The sequence below is a fragment of the Nocardia sp. CA-135398 genome (genome assembly GCF_050955845.1).
Lineage (GTDB): Bacteria > Actinomycetota > Actinomycetes > Mycobacteriales > Mycobacteriaceae > Nocardia.
Genome location: NZ_CP192084.1, coordinates 7,687,389 through 7,707,263 on the forward strand (window position 1 = coordinate 7,687,389; position 19,875 = coordinate 7,707,263).

Annotated in this window: 26 protein-coding genes; 15 read left to right on the forward strand and 11 right to left on the reverse strand. The window is 63.7% G+C overall.

Features of this window, described 5'->3' with window-relative positions:
* Positions 1-465 precede the first annotated feature (465 nt).
* Positions 466-1,119 carry a TetR/AcrR family transcriptional regulator gene (locus ACQP1T_RS34240; protein ID WP_433757142.1) on the reverse strand — a complete coding sequence of 218 codons (654 nt, stop codon included), beginning with the start codon at positions 1,117-1,119 and terminating at the stop codon, positions 466-468.
* Positions 1,120-1,165: 46 nt separating this feature from the next.
* On the opposite strand from ACQP1T_RS34240, the gene ACQP1T_RS34245 reads away from it, so the two are divergent.
* Positions 1,166-1,324 carry a hypothetical protein gene (locus tag ACQP1T_RS34245; protein ID WP_433757144.1) on the forward strand — a complete coding sequence of 53 codons (159 nt, stop codon included), beginning with the start codon at positions 1,166-1,168 and terminating at the stop codon, positions 1,322-1,324.
* Positions 1,325-1,390: 66 nt separating this feature from the next.
* A complete protein-coding gene (locus ACQP1T_RS34250; RefSeq protein ID WP_433757145.1) occupies positions 1,391-2,287 on the forward strand; it encodes a LysR family transcriptional regulator in 897 nt (298 codons plus the stop codon).
* Positions 2,288-2,390: 103 nt separating this feature from the next.
* Here ACQP1T_RS34250 and ACQP1T_RS34255 read toward each other — a convergent pair whose 3' ends face one another.
* A complete protein-coding gene (locus ACQP1T_RS34255; RefSeq protein ID WP_433757146.1) occupies positions 2,391-2,945 on the reverse strand; it encodes a TIGR03086 family metal-binding protein in 555 nt (184 codons plus the stop codon).
* Positions 2,946-3,083: 138 nt separating this feature from the next.
* Between ACQP1T_RS34255 and ACQP1T_RS34260 the strand changes: the two genes are divergently transcribed.
* From ACQP1T_RS34260 to ACQP1T_RS34270, 3 genes are all read left to right on the forward strand, one after another.
* Positions 3,084-3,674: a TetR/AcrR family transcriptional regulator gene (locus ACQP1T_RS34260; RefSeq protein ID WP_433757147.1), complete on the forward strand. Its 591-nt coding sequence runs from the start codon at positions 3,084-3,086 to the stop codon at positions 3,672-3,674.
* An 88-nt stretch (positions 3,675-3,762) separates the two neighbouring features.
* Positions 3,763-4,914, forward strand: coding sequence for an epoxide hydrolase family protein (locus ACQP1T_RS34265; protein ID WP_433757148.1), 1,152 nt, complete (start codon positions 3,763-3,765; stop codon positions 4,912-4,914).
* 58 nt (positions 4,915-4,972) lie between these two features.
* Positions 4,973-5,386, forward strand: coding sequence for a nitroreductase family deazaflavin-dependent oxidoreductase (locus ACQP1T_RS34270; protein ID WP_433757149.1), 414 nt, complete (start codon positions 4,973-4,975; stop codon positions 5,384-5,386).
* Here the strand turns inward: ACQP1T_RS34270 and ACQP1T_RS34275 are convergent.
* The 3 genes from ACQP1T_RS34275 to ACQP1T_RS34285 all read right to left on the reverse strand — a co-directional run bounded on the left by ACQP1T_RS34275 (position 5,364) and on the right by ACQP1T_RS34285 (position 6,728).
* Positions 5,364-5,570: a hypothetical protein gene (locus ACQP1T_RS34275; protein WP_433757150.1), complete on the reverse strand. Its 207-nt coding sequence runs from the start codon at positions 5,568-5,570 to the stop codon at positions 5,364-5,366. The two genes, ACQP1T_RS34270 and ACQP1T_RS34275, sit on opposite strands and share 23 nt — an antisense overlap.
* 147 nt (positions 5,571-5,717) lie before the next feature.
* Positions 5,718-6,152, reverse strand: a complete 435-nt coding sequence (locus ACQP1T_RS34280) for a hypothetical protein (protein ID WP_433757151.1) — start codon at positions 6,150-6,152, stop codon at positions 5,718-5,720.
* 393 nt (positions 6,153-6,545) lie between these two features.
* Positions 6,546-6,728 (reverse strand): hypothetical protein, encoded by a 183-nt coding sequence (locus ACQP1T_RS34285; protein WP_433757152.1) that lies wholly within the window; start codon positions 6,726-6,728, stop codon positions 6,546-6,548.
* A gap of 164 nt (positions 6,729-6,892) precedes the next feature.
* On the opposite strand from ACQP1T_RS34285, the gene ACQP1T_RS34290 reads away from it, so the two are divergent.
* The 8 genes from ACQP1T_RS34290 (at position 6,893) to ACQP1T_RS34325 (ending at position 13,387) form a co-directional block, all read left to right on the forward strand.
* Positions 6,893-7,360 (forward strand): DUF4279 domain-containing protein, encoded by a 468-nt coding sequence (locus ACQP1T_RS34290; protein WP_433757153.1) that lies wholly within the window; start codon positions 6,893-6,895, stop codon positions 7,358-7,360.
* A gap of 922 nt (positions 7,361-8,282) precedes the next feature.
* Positions 8,283-8,630, forward strand: coding sequence for a DoxX family protein (locus ACQP1T_RS34295; RefSeq protein WP_433757154.1), 348 nt, complete (start codon positions 8,283-8,285; stop codon positions 8,628-8,630).
* 438 nt (positions 8,631-9,068) lie between these two features.
* A complete protein-coding gene (locus tag ACQP1T_RS34300; protein ID WP_433757155.1) occupies positions 9,069-9,551 on the forward strand; it encodes a ketopantoate reductase family protein in 483 nt (160 codons plus the stop codon).
* Positions 9,548-10,288 carry a GntR family transcriptional regulator gene (locus ACQP1T_RS34305; protein ID WP_433757156.1) on the forward strand — a complete coding sequence of 247 codons (741 nt, stop codon included), beginning with the start codon at positions 9,548-9,550 and terminating at the stop codon, positions 10,286-10,288. The genes ACQP1T_RS34300 and ACQP1T_RS34305 overlap by 4 nt, the downstream gene beginning before the upstream one ends.
* A 46-nt stretch (positions 10,289-10,334) precedes the next feature.
* The gene (locus ACQP1T_RS34310; protein WP_433757157.1) at positions 10,335-11,153 is read left to right on the forward strand and encodes a thioesterase family protein; all 819 of its coding nucleotides are present in this window, start codon (positions 10,335-10,337) and stop codon (positions 11,151-11,153) included.
* A 722-nt stretch (positions 11,154-11,875) separates the two neighbouring features.
* Positions 11,876-12,895 carry an ImmA/IrrE family metallo-endopeptidase gene (locus ACQP1T_RS34315; protein ID WP_433757158.1) on the forward strand — a complete coding sequence of 340 codons (1,020 nt, stop codon included), beginning with the start codon at positions 11,876-11,878 and terminating at the stop codon, positions 12,893-12,895.
* Between the two features lie 116 nt (positions 12,896-13,011).
* Entirely contained in the window at positions 13,012-13,167 is a 156-nt protein-coding gene (locus tag ACQP1T_RS34320) for a hypothetical protein (protein ID WP_433757159.1), read from the forward strand.
* A gap of 82 nt (positions 13,168-13,249) precedes the next feature.
* On the forward strand, positions 13,250-13,387 hold the full coding sequence (locus ACQP1T_RS34325) for a hypothetical protein (protein WP_433757160.1): 138 nt from the start codon (positions 13,250-13,252) through the stop codon (positions 13,385-13,387).
* Positions 13,388-13,438: 51 nt separating this feature from the next.
* Here the strand turns inward: ACQP1T_RS34325 and ACQP1T_RS34330 are convergent, their stop codons facing one another.
* The 4 genes from ACQP1T_RS34330 to ACQP1T_RS34345 all read right to left on the reverse strand — a co-directional run bounded on the left by ACQP1T_RS34330 (position 13,439) and on the right by ACQP1T_RS34345 (position 15,366).
* Positions 13,439-13,567 (reverse strand): hypothetical protein, encoded by a 129-nt coding sequence (locus ACQP1T_RS34330; RefSeq protein WP_433757161.1) that lies wholly within the window; start codon positions 13,565-13,567, stop codon positions 13,439-13,441.
* Between the two features lie 509 nt (positions 13,568-14,076).
* On the reverse strand, positions 14,077-14,247 hold the full coding sequence (locus tag ACQP1T_RS34335) for a hypothetical protein (protein ID WP_433757162.1): 171 nt from the start codon (positions 14,245-14,247) through the stop codon (positions 14,077-14,079).
* A 246-nt stretch (positions 14,248-14,493) separates the two neighbouring features.
* Entirely contained in the window at positions 14,494-14,823 is a 330-nt protein-coding gene (locus ACQP1T_RS34340; protein WP_433757163.1) for a hypothetical protein, read from the reverse strand.
* A 132-nt stretch (positions 14,824-14,955) separates the two neighbouring features.
* Entirely contained in the window at positions 14,956-15,366 is a 411-nt protein-coding gene (locus tag ACQP1T_RS34345) for a hypothetical protein (protein ID WP_433757164.1), read from the reverse strand.
* 680 nt (positions 15,367-16,046) lie between these two features.
* Between ACQP1T_RS34345 and ACQP1T_RS34350 the strand changes: the two genes are divergently transcribed.
* Complete coding sequence (locus ACQP1T_RS34350; RefSeq protein ID WP_433757165.1) at positions 16,047-16,733, forward strand: hypothetical protein; 687 nt, start codon at positions 16,047-16,049, stop codon at positions 16,731-16,733.
* A gap of 64 nt (positions 16,734-16,797) precedes the next feature.
* The gene (locus ACQP1T_RS34355) at positions 16,798-16,923 is read left to right on the forward strand and encodes a nitroreductase/quinone reductase family protein (RefSeq protein ID WP_433762479.1); all 126 of its coding nucleotides are present in this window, start codon (positions 16,798-16,800) and stop codon (positions 16,921-16,923) included.
* Here the strand turns inward: ACQP1T_RS34355 and ACQP1T_RS34360 are convergent.
* Both ACQP1T_RS34360 and ACQP1T_RS34365 read right to left on the reverse strand, forming a co-directional pair.
* On the reverse strand, positions 16,920-18,059 hold the full coding sequence (locus ACQP1T_RS34360; protein ID WP_433762481.1) for an MFS transporter: 1,140 nt from the start codon (positions 18,057-18,059) through the stop codon (positions 16,920-16,922). The two genes, ACQP1T_RS34355 and ACQP1T_RS34360, sit on opposite strands and share 4 nt — an antisense overlap.
* Positions 18,060-18,467: 408 nt before the next feature.
* Positions 18,468-19,685 carry an NADP-dependent isocitrate dehydrogenase gene (locus ACQP1T_RS34365; protein ID WP_433757166.1) on the reverse strand — a complete coding sequence of 406 codons (1,218 nt, stop codon included), beginning with the start codon at positions 19,683-19,685 and terminating at the stop codon, positions 18,468-18,470.
* Positions 19,686-19,875: the final 190 nt, after the last annotated feature.

Below are 19,875 nucleotides of genomic sequence, written 5' to 3' on the forward strand. Positions count from 1 at the left end.
GTAGTACCTGACCCGGCGTGACCACGCGTCGCGTCGAAGTCGACAGCCCGCAGTGGTCGCTCGCGCCCGGATCGAACAGAAACAAACATACAGAGCTGTATGTAAGGTCGCAAGAGTTAGCGAGCATCTTCCTCATGAAACGAGAGAACCTCCTGTTCAGACGAATAATCAGCAACATGCCGTGCGCGGTGGATATTGCGCCATCCACCAAGGGGCAACTGCGCGCGCCGAGGCATGAAGCGCAGACAGTCGACCTGAGCGAGCAGCCAAGCGCGCCGGACATGCCATGCCGGAGCCAGCAGCCTCGGATGCTGCTCACCGACCCGCCTGAGCGCCCTTCAGGGCGATCTCCTCGATGCGATCAGGCAGGCGACGGCCTGTTCGTCGCGGCGAAGCATTCGCCGACCGTCACGCTGATTGCCGCGCCATCACACATCGCCAGGTCGAAAAGCCCAGGGGCCATTGCTATTCGGCGGGCCGAAGCACCGGCCGCGACGCCAATGCGGCGGTCGCGATCTCCCGCAGATTCACCGAGGCCCGACGCCAACGCCGGTGCGCCCGTTCGGAATCCGGATCGATGAAGTTGGAGACCAGGATTCCGCGCAGCGCATCCATCGCCGTGTAGACGAAATCACGAGCTTCCTTGCGCCGCATCTCATCCGGGACGAACCGGGCGACCGCCATCAGCACGGCATTGTTGACGAACGGCTCGACCTTCTCCATGGCCGAGGCGAGCACCGGATCGGTCCGGCCCGCCACCCACAGCTCGGCGGTCGCGATGAACAGCGGCCCCTGATGTAGCTCCCAGAGGAAGTCCAAGGCTGCCCCGACCGGATCGCCACCGCCCTGCACTCTGGACATCTCCCGCATCGCGGTCTCCGCGCGCAACTGCGCCAGATGACTGATCGCCGCGACCACCAGATCGGTCTTGGACCCGAAGTGGTGCACCTGCGCACCGCGGGTGACCCCGGCCCGCTCGGCGACCCGCGGCGTCGTCGTCCCCGCATATCCGTATTCGACCAGGCAATCAATGGTGGCATCGAGCAGCCGGGTGCGCATCTCACTACTGCGCTGCTCCTGCGTGCGACGCTGCTGCTTGGACGCTTCGGACCTGGTCATTCCGGCGATTCTACACTTACATACAGAGCTGTATGTTCATTGCCGCGTGGACCGATTCCAACCGCAGGCCCGCCATCGCGCCTTCATCGTCGGCGCGTGGCTCGCGCACACGGTGCAGTGGCCGATCTACCGCTTTTGGGACTTCGAGCGGCGCCGCTTCACGGCGCGTCCCGGTGCCGCGCGGATCTCCGCCGTGGGCGACTGAGCAGGATGAGCGCGTTCCGTCGAAAAATGGTCTGATTGGCTGGCGTAACCAATCAGGAGCACCACGATGGAACTGAGAGATATCGAGATCTTTCTGGCACTGGCCGAGGAGTTGCACTTCGGGCGGACCGCGGAACGGATGTATCTTTCCCAGGCTCGGATCAGCCAGTCGATCAAGAATCAGGAACGTCGTATCGGCGGGCGTCTCATCGACCGCGGCAACCCGCGCAATATCCAACTCACCGCGCTCGGCAAGCAGCTGCTCGACGACCTGCGCCCCGCCTACCACGATCTGACCCAGGCGATCGAGAACGCGCGCGCGACCGCGCAGGGCGCGGCTCGGGTGCTCCGCATCGCGATGATCGGCTTCAATTCCTATGACTACCGGCCGTTTTGGGAACTCTTCCGCACCCGGCACCCACAGTGGGAACTACAGATCCGCAATATCGAATTCGTCGAACAGTTCGACCCATTGCGACGCGGCGAGGCCGACATCGTCATCGCGTGGTTACCGGTCGAGGAACCCGATTTGACCGTCGGGCCGATCATCTCGACCGAACCCATGGTGGCCATGATGGGTGACGACCACGAGCTCGCGGGCGAAAAGCACTTATCCCTGGAAATTTTCGGCGATCGCGGCGTGCTGGCGCCGAGCAAACCGATGCCCGACTACTGGGAAGACGCCATCAGCCCCTTCTACACACCCCGCGGACGCCGCATCGAACGCGTTTCCACCGTCTCGACGGTGGAAGACATCCTCACGGTCGCCAGCACCCGCGGCGCCTTCACCATGGGCATGAGCCATGTCGCCCGTTACTACAACCGCCCTGGTATCCGCTACGTGCCGATCAGCGATTCACACCTGGTCCGGTGGGCGCTGGTCTGGCGCAGCGGCGGTGAGACCCAGCAGATTCACGCGCTGGCGAGCGTTGTTCGCGAGTTGGGGCCACTGGAGCAGAACTGACCGCGCGGTCGGACGCGACCGAGCTGACGGCGGCAGCCGGTGACGCGACGAAGGCAGACGGCATGGCACAGGCCCGCCGCAACGATGCAACGGGCCACGAGGCTCAGGCTCGGCCGACGTAGGCGAGCAGCCGACGGTGCGCGGGAGCATCGCCGGGCGCCGCGACCTCCGGACCGAACATCCCTGGTACGCGGAAGTTTTCGATGCCCATTTCACACATGATCGCCAGCAGCTCCGCGCACAGTTGCTCGTCGAGCGAATGCACCTGTCCAGTGGCGACCGCCAGATCGGCACCGTGCACGACGAGTTCGGTCAAGTGGATCACCGCCGCCATCGGGCCGGGCACCTCGCCGAAGCCGAGGCGCACCTTCCGCTCGAGTGCGTCGGGGCGATGCCAGGCCGCGCGGTCGAGCCCGGCCGCCTCGGCGTAGGCGCCCTGCGGATCAGCGCCGAGCCAGTCGTCGTGGTGATCGCGGACCGGGATCAGGCCCTGCAGTTGCGCGGCAAAGATATTCATGCCGCCCACCAGGTGATTGAGCAGTTCGCGCAGGTCCCATTCCCGGCACGGCGTCGGCGCGGTCATCTGTTCCGCGGCAATCCCTTTGACGATGCCGCCGGTCATATCGATGGCTCGGTCGATGCGGTCGACGGTGTTCATGTCAGGTCTCCTGGAAAGTATCGAGCAGCTGGGCAAGGGTTAGGCCCAGCCCCCCCTAAACGCAGTTAAAGGCGGCGTTAAACGACGGTAGTGGTCGACGCCCACAAACGCAAGTCGGCACTGCGTTAAGATCGCGTCATGGATGAACAAGCCCGCGCCCGCCGTCCTGGAGGTCGCAGCGCCCGCGTCCGCGCGGCGGTACACCAGGCGGTCACCGAACTGGTCGCCGAACGCGGCTACGGCAACTTCGCTGTCGCCGATGTCGCGGCGCGCGCCGGTGTCGCCGATACCAGCATCTACCGGCGCTGGGGCAATCTCGAGGCGCTGGCCATGGAGGTGACCGTCGATCGGCTCGGCACCGAGTCGGCGATACCGAATACCGGTTCGCTCGAGGGCGACCTACGCGCGTATGCCGCCAAAGCGGCCCGTGACGTCAGCGGGCCAGACGGATTGGCGTTGCTGCGCACGATTCTCGCGCTGCTCGACACCGGCGCGGCGGGCGAACAGACGCGCGATCGATTCCTCACCGAACGCGCGGATCAGGTCCAGGCCATGCTGGATCGAGCCACCGCCCGCGGCGAAGCGGCCCCCGAGGTACTGGAGGTGGTCGACATCATCCTGGCCCCGCTCTACACCCGCACCCTCTTCGGCACCGGCCCGCTCACCGACGATTACGTCGATACGCTGGTCGACCGGCTACTGCATACGGCCGCCGATAAGCGAAAGTGATCGAAAGACAGTCGGATTCGGCGTTGTTCCGGCCGCGCGACTCTCGCAGGCTGAGGCGGCACATTGGCAACACACCGCTGGAGCAGACGTGTCCGAGATCAAGCCCTTCCGAATCGCGATCCCGCAGGCCGACCTGGACGACCTGGCATACCGCCTGACACACACCAGGTACGTCGCGGAACTGCCCGCTCGGGAGATCGCGGGCCGGGTGTACCCGGGCGTGCCGGTGCGGCCCGGCTGGGAGTACGGCGTTCCGCTGTCATTCGTCCGCCCGCTGCAGGAATACTGGCGTGACAATTTCGACTGGCGCGCACAAGAGCAGCGGCTCAATGCATTTCCGCAATACACGACCGAAATCGATGGGCAAACCATCCATTTCGTGCACGTCACCTCGCCAGAGCCCGACGCGATGCCACTGCTACTCGCGCACGGTTGGCCGAGTTCGTTCACCGAATTCCTCGGCCTGGTAGGCGAATTGACCGATCCACGCGCACACGGCGGTGATCCGAGCGACGCCTTCCACGTGGTGATCCCGTCCTACCCCGGCTTCGCCTTCTCGGGACCGACCCACACCGCCGGTTGGCATCCTGCGCGCATGGCGGCGGCATTCGACGAGCTGATGAACCGGCTCGGCTACGACCGCTACGGTGTGCACGGCAACGACTGCGGCGCCGTCGTCGCCCCCGAGCTGGGCCGATTCGCCCCGGACCGAGTCGTCGGCGTGCACGTGACCCAGCTCTATTCCTTTCCGAGGCGCGAGCCGGGCGAGTTCGACGGACTCAGCGAATACGAGCTCATCATGGTGTACTTCGGGCAGAAATTCCGCGCGCACGCCATCCACAACGCCGTCCAGCAAGCGCAGCCGCAGACCCTCGGCCACGCACTGTCGGATTCCCCGGTCGGCCAACTCGCCTGGAGCGGTCAGGCACTGGTGAACGCGATGAGCACCGACGAATTGCTCACCAATGTGGCGATCTACTGGTTTACCAATACCTCGGCACCTGCGGCCCGGTTCTACTTCGAGCACGATCGCGCACCCGAGGCGACGCAGCCCACCACCGTGCCGATCGGGCTGGCCTCCTTCGGTTTCGACTTCAAACCGCCGCGCAAATTCGCCGAACGCGACCATCGCAACCTGGTGCAATGGCACGAATACGACCGGGGCGGGCACTGGGCGGCCCACGAAGCCCCCGACCTGTTACTCGCCGACCTGCGCGGATTCTTCAAAAAGGTCATCTGAGCAGACTGTAGATCGGCGACGATTACCTCGACCCGATCTCTCGATCCGAGGAGTGCAGATGGCCAACGATTGGAACCAGAACATCATCGCGGAGTTCCGCGCGAATGCGGGCAAGGTCGGCGGCCCGTTCGAGGGCAAGGATCTGCTGCTGCTCACCACGACCGGCGCGAAGACCGGACTACCGCGCACCAATCCGGCCGCCTACATCCGCGACGGCGACCGACTGGTGATCATCGCGTCCAAGGCAGGCGCACCCGATAACCCGGACTGGTATCACAATCTGCTCGCGAACCCGAAGGTCACCCTCGAAATCGGCACCGAGACCATCCAGGCAACAGCCACCCCGATCACCGCAGGACCGGAACGCGATCGGCTCTACGCGGCAATGGTGCAGGTCATGCCAGGCTTCGCCGAATACGAGACCAAGACCGATCGAGTGATCCCCGTCGTCACGCTGGAACCCAACACCTAACCGAACGACGACCAGCCCAGACGGTCACCATGAACAGCAGAACACCAACCACGGCCAAGCCCGCCCCGACCGTAGCGGGCGCGGTATAGCCCAGCCCCGCCGCGATAACGAGTCCACCCAACCACGCACCCACCGCATTGGCGATATTGAGCGCCGCGTGATTGAGCGCCGCAGCGAGCGTCACTTGTCAGGTTCCGCGCCTTGAAATGCACTGGTCACAGCGAATTGTCCTCGACCGTGCCGCTGTACTGCTCTCACGCGGGCACGACGCCGACCCGCTGAGCGAGCCGCCCGAGATCCCCGGCGGTAAGGTCGCGCCGCGCGGTACGCATCATGTGCCCGACGAGTTCGCGCACGATCGGCATCGCTCGTGCGTGCTGGGGCGCGGCATGTTCGGCGCGCAGCAGGCATTCAGCGCGCTCCGGTGGTCACGTTGCATGGTGTGCGCACGCCCGATCTCCACGAAGTACTGAGCACGGCGCGCATCGGCAGGCAGATCGGCCGGTGACAACGTGGGCGCAAGGTCGAGCACTTGCCCCGGTTCGCGCCGCTCCATGGCAGCGGACATCTTCCACAGGGTGACGTTCGCCGTGCCGAAAGTTCGATTCCGTGCCTGACTCGTTCCCGCTGGGGCATCGTCAAGCCTGCTCGCTTGCTCGGCCGCTTCGGCAAGATGCGGTTCTGGGTCCTTGCCCATCGTGGCGGACACCAACGACGCTTGCAGGTGCAGCATCCCTACCGTCTCGATATCGCCGCGTGTGCGCACATCGGGCACAAGACGATCGGCGACCTGTTCGGACTGTTCATTTGACGTGAACTGACAACAGTGCACCCAAACACTGCAAGTAGCAGCATGTTTGGGTCCCGCGCAGCTGGACGACCGCGCAAGGATAGCGAGTGACTATCGACCCAAACGTGACCTCCGTTACGAACCTAGAGAACGCGTAACCCCCAGAGAGGGCCTCCGGGGGGTACGTCGCTTGCGAGTTGAGTTCTAGAGCGCCGAAAGCGCAATATGGTCGCGCCAGATCTCGCCACTGGCGACGGCGACGCTCCCTTCCGTCTCATCGAGCGACATCGCGAAAAACCGCATTCCATAGCGTGGTTCGCCAAGCTCGGCGGCATCTACTTCGATGGACCGCCGTGTCGTCTCGACGGGTCATCTTGTTGACTTCTGCTCGTAGTCCGCATGGCGGCGCGACGAATTGGCCATCGCCGCCACCTCGATCTCGTCTGCCGCCTTCGTCAGCAGGGCAATCGCCGGATGCTCCGGGCTATCCGTGTGTAAATCCTCGACCACCGTCTGAATCCGGTCGTGCAGGTCGCGCGACTTATCCTTCATGAAGACGACGAAAGTCTCTGGGTCTCAGTGTTTCTGGCCAGTGCAGGTGCCTGCGCGAGCTTGAACCGTTCACCGCCGAGCTCCCGAGCCGTGAACCGGTCTCACCAGCCTGAAGCAGGTAATTGAGTCGTTGGTCCCGAGGTGTGTGTGGTGGGATCTGCGGCGTGAAGATCAGCCAGTACTGCTATTTCTCGGTGAGGAGTACCTCGCTGTCGGCTGCGGACATGACCGCGAGGCTGCGGATGCAGCCGGACAAGGCGCTTGTCATGGGCAGCCGATCACCCGCACGTGTCCTTCCGCGTTTCCATGCCTGGCAGATCGTCTGCCGTAGCGACGAGAGCGTCGACGACCAACTTCACCATCTGATGGATCGGTTGGAACCGATTCGTGCCGAACTGGTCTCGCTGTGTGCCGACGACGATGTCAGCCCGGTAATGCAGGTCGTGCGCCTTTTCGGTGATCCAGAGGGCGTCGATGCCGTGCCCGATGACACTGCATGGGATCAGGGGCAGGAGCGGCCCCGACCGCTGGGATGGCATCTATCGCTGAGGGTGCTGGACTTCCTGCTGTCGACGCGAGCTGAGCTCGATGTCGACGAGTACGACTCGAGTGATGATAAGGACGACAGGTAGCCGCGATACCGGGATTGGCCAGATTCAGAAACGTTGGCCAAATCTACGGACCGTTGGCCAGATCGACCGAGACTTGGCCGACTTCGCTGAGATAGGACAATCGGCGGAAATCTCAAGCGATCACCGACGGTTTTCTGACCTCCGATAAGTGGGCGGAATCGGCGGCTTTTAGCAGCCAGCCTGGAACGGGAAGTATCCGGAGGGCGGCGACGCTGGTGTCGCCGACACGATCTGCCGGGGAGCTACTGTCGGCGCTGAGGGATGGCCATCGGAGCTCTGACCGCCTCCTGCCGCCATGATGATGACGCCGAAGACGGCGACGCCGCCGAGAGCGAGAACTCCCAGCGGGGAGGCCGAACTCCCTCGCGACCTTCGAGTGTGCGCCCGCACGGGACGCCCTTTTCGCAAATGCGCACGCACTTGATGAGTCATAGCCGCGAAGTATGACAGCACCCACCGACACATCTTGTTTTCGATCTTGTTGCGCGGCAAGGCAATTCCCTGAATCTCGGCTCAAACCCTCGGGGTCACCATGCGCATCGCGCCGTCTCGAATCCATGGTTTCAAGACACCCCGACGAGACGGCACATGGGGTCCAATGACGCGAAAAGTCGCGCTTGTACTGTCCGGGGATAGCGTGCGGTGTCCGGGGGTAGTTTGCGGGAGTGGTTGCGGAGTTCGGACATAGGTTGCGGGTTCTGAGAACATAGGGCCGCAGGGCTCCGGCAGGCGAACTGTGTGCCCACGCCGAGCCTGAGCGTGGTGCACGACGGCGCACCGCCGGTCGGGGGCTCGACGTCGCCTGTGTCGATGCCAGATCCGGTGCGCTGGTGCCGTTGGAGGAGGGACTGGGACACCTGGTGTGTGAGATCCGTTCAGAACCTCATAGAGTCGCGAGATCTCTCGAACTTTCAGGAGTCATATGAACGTGACGACAGTCCTGACCCTGGCCGTCTGTCTCCTTTTCGTTGTGACTGGCGCGGTGAAGCTCATCGGGCTACGACAATCGCTCGAGATCCGTGATCACCTGCGCATCTCTCCTGTTCTGTGGCGCCTGACAGGCGCGCTAGAGGTGGCCGGCGCCTTGGGCGCAGGCGTCGGTATTTACTTCAGACCGTTGGGGATCGCTGCGACCGTCGGCCTGGCTGCCCTGATGGTAGGAGCGATCGTGGCCCGACTCCGGGTTCGCGACGCCATCTCGGCGGTGACAATGGATGTGGTCGTACTCGCCTTCGTGGCTGCTACGTTGGCCCTCACCGCTATTGCCTGAGTTTTTCTCGATGGGGCGGGAAGCCGAGGATCCAGGGGCAGATCAGCCGGACGAAACTACATGCAGTACCCGGTTGCCCCCAAATCCGCAAAGTAGGTCCGAACGCTCGGGCAGCCAAAACCGTCCGTACTACCTTTCGGGCCGCAGGTCAGCCAGTCGCTGTCGGCAAGGCTGAACCGGAACGGACAGCGCTAAGGGCTTTTGGGCTGGTGAGAACCCGGATACGACCGTCGCCGGTCCGCGCGGGTTCCGGAGAGTTGGCGGAGCCGTGGCTCGGTGATGTCGCGGCGATGACCGCTTTAGCGTATTGACATGTTAGATTGACATGCCAATGGGCACGGCGATGATTTCGGGGAGATCACATGAGTGTTGAAATGTCTGTGACGGTGGTCGGCGCTGGCGCGACGGGCGGCTATCCGCTGTTCAGCACCGCCGTCGTTGACCGTCGGTCCTTACCTCGGCACCGATCTCGCCGCGAGTTCGCAAGTGCGGGAGTTGTTCTCCAGCGCCAACATCAAAGCCGCCGTCGAACCCGATATCAGCCGGTCGAAGTGGCAGAAGTTCCTGTTCAACTGCGGACTGAACCCCCTCACGGCGATCACGAAGAAGCGCCTGGGTGAGCTGCTGTCACACCAGGCGACCGCCGTTGTGTTCGACATGCTCGTCGACGAAGCCGCGGCTGCGGCCCTGGCGGCCGGCGCGCCGCTGGCACCCGATCACAAGGCCCGCGTCGATGACACCGCCGCCCGAATGGACATCTCCTCGTCCATGGCCGAGGACCTCGCGGCCGGACGAAAGATCGAACTCGATGCCTTCAGCGGCTATGTTATCGAACTTGGCGAGGCCCACGGCGTCCCGACTCCAGTCACCCGAGCCGCCCACGGGATGCTCGTAGCGCTCGATAACGCCACGGCCGCGTGAGTTTGCATGAGGTAGTGCCGAGCCGAGAATTAGGGGCACAGGTGACTGAATTAGCAGGTGTTGGCGGAGATCTGACGGATGCCGCGTACCGCCGCATCCGATCTATGCTGCTCCACCAGGAGCTTCGCCCCGGTGAGCGGACATCGGTCGGTCAACTATCGGCTGCGACCGGCCTGGGCCGGGCACCGGTCAAAGCTGCCATCGACAGGCTCGCTGGCGAAGGACTGTTCCAGATTCGCGGCCGCAGTGGCACTTCGGTGACCAGACTGACCGCAACCGGTGTCATGCAGATGTTCGAGATGCGCTCACTGTATGAAGATGCCGCGGCTCCCCTCATCGCGGAGCGGATCACCGACGAACAGATCGCTGACGTGCTCGCACTGGTCCCCGCTCTGACCTCCGCGCCATCGCCGGAGGAGCAGACACCGGACGAACTAGCCCGCCGGATCGAATTCATCGACAACGATGTCGAGTTTCACCGCCGAATCATCGCCGGCGCAAACAACCCCTACCTCTGCGAGGCCTATCGGTCGCTGAACCTTCACCTGCTGATCTCCCACTACCTGGTGCTAGATGCCGGCGCACACGAAACTCAGCGCCAGAACGAACATATCGAAATCGCGCACGCCTTGAAGGAAAGGGACGCCGCGGCCCTGGCATCGACACTCCGCCGGCACGCCGACGCCGTGCGCGACGCAATCGTGAAGACCATCAACCGCCGCCAAGTGACGCGCTGAGCACAAGTGCACCGCCGGTATTTCCGGTGCCGCAAGGAGTAACGCCATGGATGCCTTCTACCTGCCCGACTCTTCGGACCCGAATCTGTTCCATCCCACCGAACTCACCCGTGGACCGTGGTCGCCGGATGCTCAGCACGGCGGGGCACCGTCGGCGCTATTGGGGTATGTGATCGAGCAGTGCGAGCCACGGCCGGGGTCTCGGGTCGCACGGGTCACGGTGGAGTTTCTCGGGCCGGTGCCGATCGCGCCGCTACGAGTCGAAGCGCGAGTCACCCCGGCCCAAGCGCGAGTCACCCAACCCGGGCGCAGTGTCGAATTGATCGAGGCGACACTGAGTTCGGACCGAGGACCGGTCCTGAAGTCCACAGCGTGGCGGCTTCAACCAGTCGAGCCGGAACTCGACGTACCACCCGAGATGCTGCCGACCGGAACCCGGCCCGGCCCGGCCACCGTGACACCGAGCCCGGATCACAACTTCCCGAGTACTCAACCGGTCGGATTCCACACCGGGGTCGAATACCGTTTTGTCTCAGGCGCTTTCCAGACCCCGGGCCCGGCCGTGTGCTGGATTCGCCTGCGCTACCCGATCGTGGCCGGCGCCTCGCTCAGCCCGCTGCAGCGCACCCTCGCCGCCGCTGACTTCGGCAACGGCGTTAGCTCTATCCTGGCTTGGGGCCGATACTTTTTCATCAACACCGACCTCACAGTGACCCTGCACCGCGACCCGGTCGACGAATGGATATGCCTGGACGCGGTCACCTACCCGGAACACAGCGGCATCGGCCTGGCCGAGTCCCGCCTCTTCGACCAAAGAGGCCCGATCGGGCGCGGCACCCAGACCCTACTGCTCGGCACACGCTGACACGGATCACAGCGGTGTAGCCAGCTCGGTAATCATTCTCGGCAAACGGATCGCCCGTTCCGCAAGCCGAACCGATGCCTACCGCTGGAACCCGCTCAGTTCCTCCGCGGTGCGGGCCGGTCTCACCGGTGCGGCCCGACGGCGAACTCGCTCAGCGCTGCCGCCGAAGCCGGTGGGGCGTTGCGCGGCGAGGCGAAACGGTCTTCTTCAGCTTGCGCCCTTTGGACTTCGGCACCGCACAACCCCCTGATCAGGTACATGCTTCCCTGACGCCACCGCCGCGCACACCCCGTTTTCCTTGGAAATCGTTGTGAGGTCCGGCTTTTCGTAGGCTTAGTCCAAATCACTACTGCTGCTCGTCGCCGGCAGCTACGCTGTGATGCATCCCGACGAGACCCGTCGGCGAGATGCACGCCGCATTCTTCGCGACCTCACGAGGTGGTGGTCGAAAAGACCGGATCCGCCTCCAGATGCGTAAGGCGGAGTTTTACATGAAGGGGTCGCCGTAGCATCGGCCGAAAATCGGGCGGATATAGATCTTTAGCCCGCTGACCTGCGTGGTTACTCTCTTGCGTCGGAGCTGACCAAACGCTGAGCATGGCGACATCCACGCTGCAGTCGCGGATGCTCACCACTGTTCACCGCGGTGAACGTCCGAACGCGGAGCAGATGTTGGATTCGTTGGAAGAGCTCGTGACCGCGATGGAAGAAGGACAGAACGGGTGACGCTCGACAGGTGCGTTGAGTTGAGTCTGGCCCAGCTGGATCCAGGTACACGAGCGCGATTCGCCGCGGATCCGCTCGGCGTACTCAGTACCGAGTTGCTGTTGAAGGTCAAGGCTGTGCCGCAGCTTGCCCAGCAGCGCGCGGACGGCGGTGCATGTGATGGCATGTCGTACCTACAAGACGGTGTCATCCTGTACGCCCCGACCCCGTACAGCCGTCGCGAGAACTTCACCCTCGCACACGAATTCGGTCACTACCTGGTCAACCAGAACGACGAAGTACTCGATTGGCTCGCAGACCAGGACCACACCGAAGAACTGCTGGAAACCGTCTGCGACCGAGTCGCTCAGCACCTGCTCCTTCCGAGCAGTCTCATCGACTCGGTTCTCGACACACAGCCCACCCGCGCATCCGATGTGACCAGGCTATACGAGGCGACCCAAGCCAGTCGCCCCGTTTGCGCGATCGCCGTTGCCTCCAAGCTGTCACACCTGGGCGCTGTCGTGATCATCGATCGCCCCTCTCAGGCTGTGTGCTACGGCAGTGTCCGGCCCGACCCCGACCAACCGTGGCCGACCGTATTTCCATGGCCAGGACAACGTGTGCCCCCCGGCCACCCACTGAACAACATGCACCGCGATATGTCGCTGACTCGCAAGACCTTCTGGGAGACCACGTGGGGAAAGCGGGCCGACTTCTACATCGACGCCATCAGCGATGCCAGACGAACCATCGCCGTGTTCTCGGACGTCGACGTGTGGGGAAGCGAGACGCTTCACCTTGATTCTGAACGTGAAATCGACCAGCGCCCCGCCGCCGAGATCTACTGCTGCGGAAGTACACAGACCGTCCGCGGCTATCCCTGCGATACCTGCCACCAGCCCCACTGTCCGAAATGCCGATATTGCCGCTGCGAACGCGCTGCGCTGAAAGAGCAGATGTGCACAGGAGGCTGCTACATGAAATTCCAGCCGAATCTGCTGGTCAACGGGCTATGTGAGGACTGCCAGCCCTGATCGCCGATAACAGATTTGCCCTTCACTAACTGTCTCGGTGTCTGTCTCGACTACTTCATGACAGCGCAGACAACGCCGCCGTGAATCCGGCCGCTGTCAGGACGGAGGTGATCGAGATGGCCAAGAACACCGGACGCGGACATCGCGTTGGTGCGGTGAAGAACCGCAGTGAATTCAAGGTCGGCAAGACCTGGTTCAAACGGGACGCCTCGACCGGCCGCATTCTCAACGGCAGCCCGAAGGAACACAAGGGCGTCCGCAACGAGAAGTAGTACAGGCAGATTCGGTTGGGCAGCTCACACGCGAGTGTTGCTGCCCAACAGGATTCGCACCCTGGGAAGGAGGTGTTCTGATATGGGTGCAACGTTCGAGTTCAACGAGGACTGGCTGCGTGAGATCCAGAAGACGGTAACCGTCTCCGCCGATTTGTCCGAGGAAGAGATCGCGGCTGCGGTCACCGAGGACTGGCGTCGCCGCGGACTGGTGCAGTAGATCAGGTTCGCCGCTCAACCAAAAACGATGACCCGCAGAGCAATCTGCGGGTCATCGTTTCCGCCAGCACCCCTCGGCGTGAACCTCTTCGGCGGTGATGGCGTCCAAGCGCTCACGCCGGACCTCGACGACCTCGACGTCGACGATCCGCACCAACGGCTCACCGCGTTTGCGGCCCATGACAGGGGTCGAGGAACATCTCTGCCCGATCCGGCGCTTAGCCCGTATCGCACATAGTCACTGATTACTGGCGTCGGCGGTCAGATGGTTCGGCCTGACCTGCCGATCCAGAGATTCTGTGGCCGGAAAACGATTACCCTGCATGACGATGTCCTCCTGGAGCCACCTACCGTGGTCAGGCCCGCTGTGGTTTGTTCTCATCCCCATCCTGGGGACTGTCGGGTCAGGACTGATCGGTTGTATTCGAGCCAGCCAGCAGCATCGTGATGGGGGTCGAGGAACATCGCTGAGAAATCCGGCGCTTAGCCAGTACCGCACATAGCCACGCACTATGTGCGGCAACTCGGACGCCGACCTGGGCGGATAGGCCGTGCGGAGGGTTTCGGCTCCCGAAACTATCTGCGGTACATGGCTTACCGCCGGATTTGATCTGCGGATTCCGCTGTCTGCGCTGTGCGATTTCCCGCTGAAATGTCAGGGGGGGTGAGCTGGGCTTTTCCCACTCGGTGTCAGTAATTTTTCCCGGTGAACGTCAGTGCGGGGCGCTGGGGTTTCCCGTTGACGGCGATTTCCCGCAGCCCGGTGAGCAGGGTGTGGACGCGGGTGGTGATGTCGTCGCGGATCAGGCGTATCCGCTCGATGCCCTCGATCCCGCGCTCGGAGGGCTCGTCGATGTCCACACCTCGACCCGGACGCCAGCGGGCGGGGCGAGGAGGCATGCCTCGCCACCGAGCACCACAATCCCCTCGCCGTGCGCCGCGACGCCGGGGTCGATCGGCTTGGGATGTCCCCGTCGATGGCGACGCCGAGCAATCGACATCCGGCGCAGCCCCGGACTCGGAGTCCGGGGCTGCGCGGTGTGAGTTCCGGATGTCAGAGCCTCGCGGTCGTGCCGCGCGGTCCGGAACGAGTGTGGATCTCTGCGCTCAGACCTTGTAGCCAAACGACCGCAGAGCGTTCAGCAGGCCACCGTCCCATTCGTTGGCGTGGCCCCAGCAGCGCCACACGAGCTGGGCTATGTAGTAATCCCCCTTCTTCTGCAGGTCCAGCAGGGCCGCCTGGACCTCCGGGTGGCCCCGCACCGCGGCATTGTGGGGGAACGGGCCGTCGTACTCGCCGCCGGTCCCCGCGGTTCCCTCGGCGCCCTCCGGCGTCGGCGATGAGACCAACATGCCCAGGATCTTCGAGAGGATCCCGGTGGCCTCTTCCTGTGCTGCACGCTCGACTTCGGTGATCTCGCTACTCTGCTGAGTCATTCGCATCTCCCATCGCTGTGTCGGTGATCCATCCCAGGGAGCCGGTCGCCCTACCACCCTGCGCCGACGGCCGGCACGCCGCACGAAACTCTGGCATCCGGCGGTATCCGCCCTGTTGCGTTGAGCTCATCGCTAGAGAGCGGAAACACGGGTCAGGTTGCCGTCATTCGGCGGCCCCTGCCAATCCGCCGCGTAGCCCGTGTCGGACGAGATCCAAGTGCCATTGCAGCGTTTGACGATGAGGTAGTCGCCGATGTCGGAATTTGTGAAGACGCTGCTAGTTTGGTTCGGCTCAAGGGTGAAGAGCTGGTGCATAGCGGCTTGACCGCCCTTTACCGCGAGCACGGCGACGACCGAGTCGGTGTCGTTGAGTATCTGGTACGTACTGGGGCGCGCTCTGGTTGTCACCGATGCGCGATCGCGTGCCGCAGACCACGGCGTCTTCTCGGTGTCAGCCTGAACGGCGGGTTGCTGTTGCTGCTGTTGCCTCATCGGCTGGGCCTTCACGGCCTTGGCCTTGCTGCCTTTGCTACTGCCAGACATCGAAACCTCCGTTGTGGTTTGCCGCACCCTGGTCCAGGTGCGTCCTACGGCACATCGATGAACTGCTCAGTCAACGCAGGGAACACGCTGCCTCAAATAAGCGTGAGCACCCGATCTGCCCATGTCAACGCATCGCCGGCAAATCCATCCCCGACCGGCCGCGCAGCCGAAACCCATGCCGCGACGGGCGGGATCGCCCTGCCGACAGTCCTGCACGATGTCCGATGCGGTCTCAGTGACCTCGATGACGCAGCAGGGACGATCCCACCTGGTTTCATTGCAAGTACCGGCCAGCCGGATCCCGCTCCAGGGGGTTCCAGTAGTAATCGGCCCGTGAGGTCCACTAGCTCCAAATCCGGCGGTAAGCCATGTACCGCAGATAGTTTCGGGAGCCGAAACCCTCCGCACGGCCTATCCGCCCAGGTCGGCGTCCGAGTTGCCGCACATAGTGCGTGGCTATGTGCGGTACTGGCTAAGCGCCGGATTTCTCAGCGATGTTCCTCGACCCCCCTACCGCCACCTGACCGCCGAGAACTGACGCGAAGTGGGAGTTACCGGCGGCCAGAAACCCTATACAAATATGCGCTCAACTCCGCAGCGGCGGCAGGGTGGCCATCGAGAACTGACCACACTCGCGCGCGCCTGGCCCTTTGAGGACAGCTCCTACGTAATTTGAGCTCATGGAAGACGAGACCTCCAAGCCGAGGACTCCTCAGGAGTCCGCCGGTCCGGCCGAACCTTCGGTGCCAGCGTCCTCGTTCGACTTGGCAGCACTTCAACGCGATCTGCGGATCGCGACACGGAACGGACGATACGCGCTGGTCACCGCAGTCGCTGCGGCTGTGATTTCAGCTGGGATATCAGCGTGGGCATCCACCAGTGTCAGCAGCACGGAGATGAACCGGCAGGAGCATTTCACCGCAGCGCAGGCGGTGCGCAAGGATCGTCGTGAGGTGTATGTGGAGTATGCGACTTCTACCATCAACCTCAGCGTCCAGTTGCAGCGGATCAATGTTGCGTTGGGCGCCCATCCACCCGACCGGGCCACTATCACAGCGGAAATGAACAAACTTCAGGAACCTCTGCAAGCTCATATGCGCGCGGAAGTTGCGATGCGGATCGTGGGCAGCGAGGTGGGCCCCTCCCTAGAGCGCCGGGACCGCGCGATAACAGATTTGATGGTTGCACCCGACTCCTCCTTGGTGGTGGTCCGAAACCACCTCGATCGTCAACCGGGCGCACTCACAGACGACGACGAGTGGCGTCGGGTCGCGACGGCGGGGATCACGGCGATCGAGAAGTTCCTGAAAGACACCAGCATCGATGAGATCGCTGAACGGGCGCGGGCAGACCTGGGGTCTGGATGATTCGATGGCGACGACGCGGTGAAGGCGTTGGCCGGATCCGTCGGCCTACCGCTCCACCACCCCGATCACCGCAGGACCGGAACGCGATCGGCTCTACGCGGCAATGGTGCAGGTCATGCCAGGCTTCGCCGAATACGAGACCAAGACCGATCGAGTGATCCCCGTCGTCGCACTGGAACCCAACACCTAAGCCACCGAGCGACGACCAGCCCACACAGTCACCATGAACAGCAGCACACCAACCACGGCCAAGCCCGCCCCGACCGTAGCGGGCGCGGTATAGCCCAGCCCCGCCGCGATAACGAGCCCACCCAACCACGCACCCGCCGCATTGGCGATATTGAGCGCCGCATGATTGAGCGCCGCGGCGAGGGTCTGGGCGTCGGCGGCGACATCCATCAGTCGGGTCTGTAGACCTGGCGCGAGCGCCGCACCTGACGCGCCGACCAAGAACGCGCTGATGGCCGCCGTGTATGGATTGTGCGCGGCGGCAACGAATCCCGCGAGGATGACCACCATGGCGATCATCGAGACGTAGATCGCCCGGTCGACGCCGCGGTCGGCCAGAATGCCGCCGACGATATTGCCAGCGACCATTCCGAGTCCGAAGAGCATGAGCACGAACGGCACCAGTCCGAGCCGCAGACCGGCCACATCGGTCAAGGTGGTGGTGATGTAGGTGTAGACGGCGAACATGCCGCCGAAGCCGATCGCGCCGACCAGCAGGGTCAGCAGCACCTGCGGGCGCCGCAATGCGCCGAGTTCGGTCATCGGATTGGTGATCCGGATACCGTGCAGCTCCGGAACGAAGCGGATCAGGGCCGCGACGGTGGCGACACCGATCACCGCGACCACCACGAAGGCATCGCGCCAGCCGAGATGCTGGCCCAGCCAGGTCGCGCTGGGAACGCCGACAACGTTGGCGGCGCTCAATCCGAGCATAACCGCGGCAACCGCCTTGGCACGCTGCCCCACCGGCGCCAGCGTCGCGGCGGCCAGCGACGCGACACCGAAGTACGCGCCGTGCGGCAGGCCCGATAAGAACCGCGCGATGACCAGAGTTTCGAATGTGGGCGCGATAACCGTCGCCGCATTTCCGATGGTGAACGCCACCATCAGGGCGACTAGCAGACGTTTGCGCGGCACCCGTGCGGCCAGTGCGGCGATCAGCGGAGCGCCGACGACAACACCGAGCGCATAGGCCGATACGGCATGCCCTGCCGTCGGCTCGGACACGCTCATGGCGCTCGCGATATCGGGCAGCAAACCCATGGTGACGAATTCGGTTGTGCCGATTCCGAATCCACCGAGGGCCAGCGCCAGCATCGCCGGAATATGCCAGTCCGTCCGCTCGGCCTCGGCACGTGCGGGACTCTGCGTTGCTACGGAACTGGTCACAACTTCATGTAACCGTCCGGCGACCGCCGACGCTTCCCGAGCAAGCGTGAGTTCCCCCACGTCAGCATCGAGAAATCGAAAGTCTCACCCGCATACCGCACATTTCGGGCACCGGATGGCAACCGCTGCTCGATTCCCGCACAGGACACCGCGATCCGAGGCTTCGCATCGCCGATACAGGCGTCAAGTGACCCCCGGGTCGCGAAACAGTGCGGGCACCCGTACCACCGACCCTTTCGAGCGACCTGCAAGCAGTCGCTAGCGGTGTGGTGCGGGTGCCCGTATGTCGCGCCCGGCGCTGGCTCTTGCCCAGCGCCGGGTATTCAGTTCACCCCGTCAGCGCAGGGCGCGGGCCAGGTTGGCGTCGAGCGCACCGAGGAACTCCTCGGTGGTCAGGTAGCCCTGATCGCCGCCGACGAGCAGCGCCAGGTCCTTGGTCATCTGGCCGCCCTCGACGGTCTTGATGACGACGTCCTCGAGCGTCTGCGCGAAGCCGATTACCTCGGGGGTGTTGTCCAGCTTGCCGCGGTGCTCGAGGCCGCGGGTCCAGGCGAAGATCGACGCGATCGGGTTGGTCGAGGTCGGCTTGCCCTGCTGGTGCTGGCGGTAGTGCCGGGTAACGGTGCCGTGCGCGGCTTCGGCCTCACAGGTCCGGCCGTCCGGAGTGAGCAGCACCGAGGTCATCAGGCCGAGCGAGCCGAAGCCCTGCGCCACGGTGTCGGACTGCACGTCGCCGTCGTAGTTCTTGCAGGCCCAGACGTAGCCGCCCTCCCACTTCATGGAGGAGGCGACCATATCGTCGATCAGGCGGTGCTCGTAGGTGAGGCCCGCCGCGTCGAACTGGGTCTTGAACTCGGCGTCGAACACCTCCTGGAAGGTGTCCTTGAACATGCCGTCGTAGGCCTTGAGGATGGTGTTCTTGGTCGACATGTAGACCGGGTAGTTCTGCTGCAGGCCGTAGTTGAACGAGGCCCGCGCGAAGTCCTCGATGGACTTCTTGAAGTTGTACATACCCATGACGACGCCGCCGTCCTCGGGCATCTTCACGACCTCGTGCACGATCGGCTCGCTGCCGTCCTCGGGGGTGAAGGTGAGGGTGACGGTGCCGCCCTGGAAGACCTTGAAGTCGGTGGCGCGGTACTGATCGCCGAACGCGTGACGGCCGATGATGATGGGCTTGGTCCAGCCGGGGACCAGACGCGGCACATTCGAGATGATGATCGGCGCGCGGAAGATGGTGCCACCGAGGATGTTGCGGATGGTGCCATTGGGCGAGCGCCACATCTTCTTCAGGCCGAATTCCTCGACCCGGGCCTCATCCGGAGTGATCGTGGCGCACTTGACGCCGACACCGTGCTCCTTGATCGCATTCGCGGCGTCGATCGTGACCTGGTCGTCTGTCTTGTCCCGATATTCGATGCCGAGGTCGTAGTACTCGAGGTTCACATCGAGATACGGGTGGATCAGCTTGTCCTTGATGAACTGCCAGATGATCCGGGTCATCTCGTCGCCGTCGAGTTCGACGACGGTGCCTTCAACCTTGATCTTGGACATGGATCTTCGTGTCCTCCTAGGATGGTGCCCTTATTGCACGGCCAGGCGAACACGCTTGTGAGCGGACCCCAGCTGTTCCAACAGACAACGTATATGTCCCGCGTTGTCCGCGAGACGAGTGGTGCAAACAAGACAAGCGTACTGCTGCCATTGACCTCACCGCGCGGGCAGCCCCCCATGTGAAGCCGCC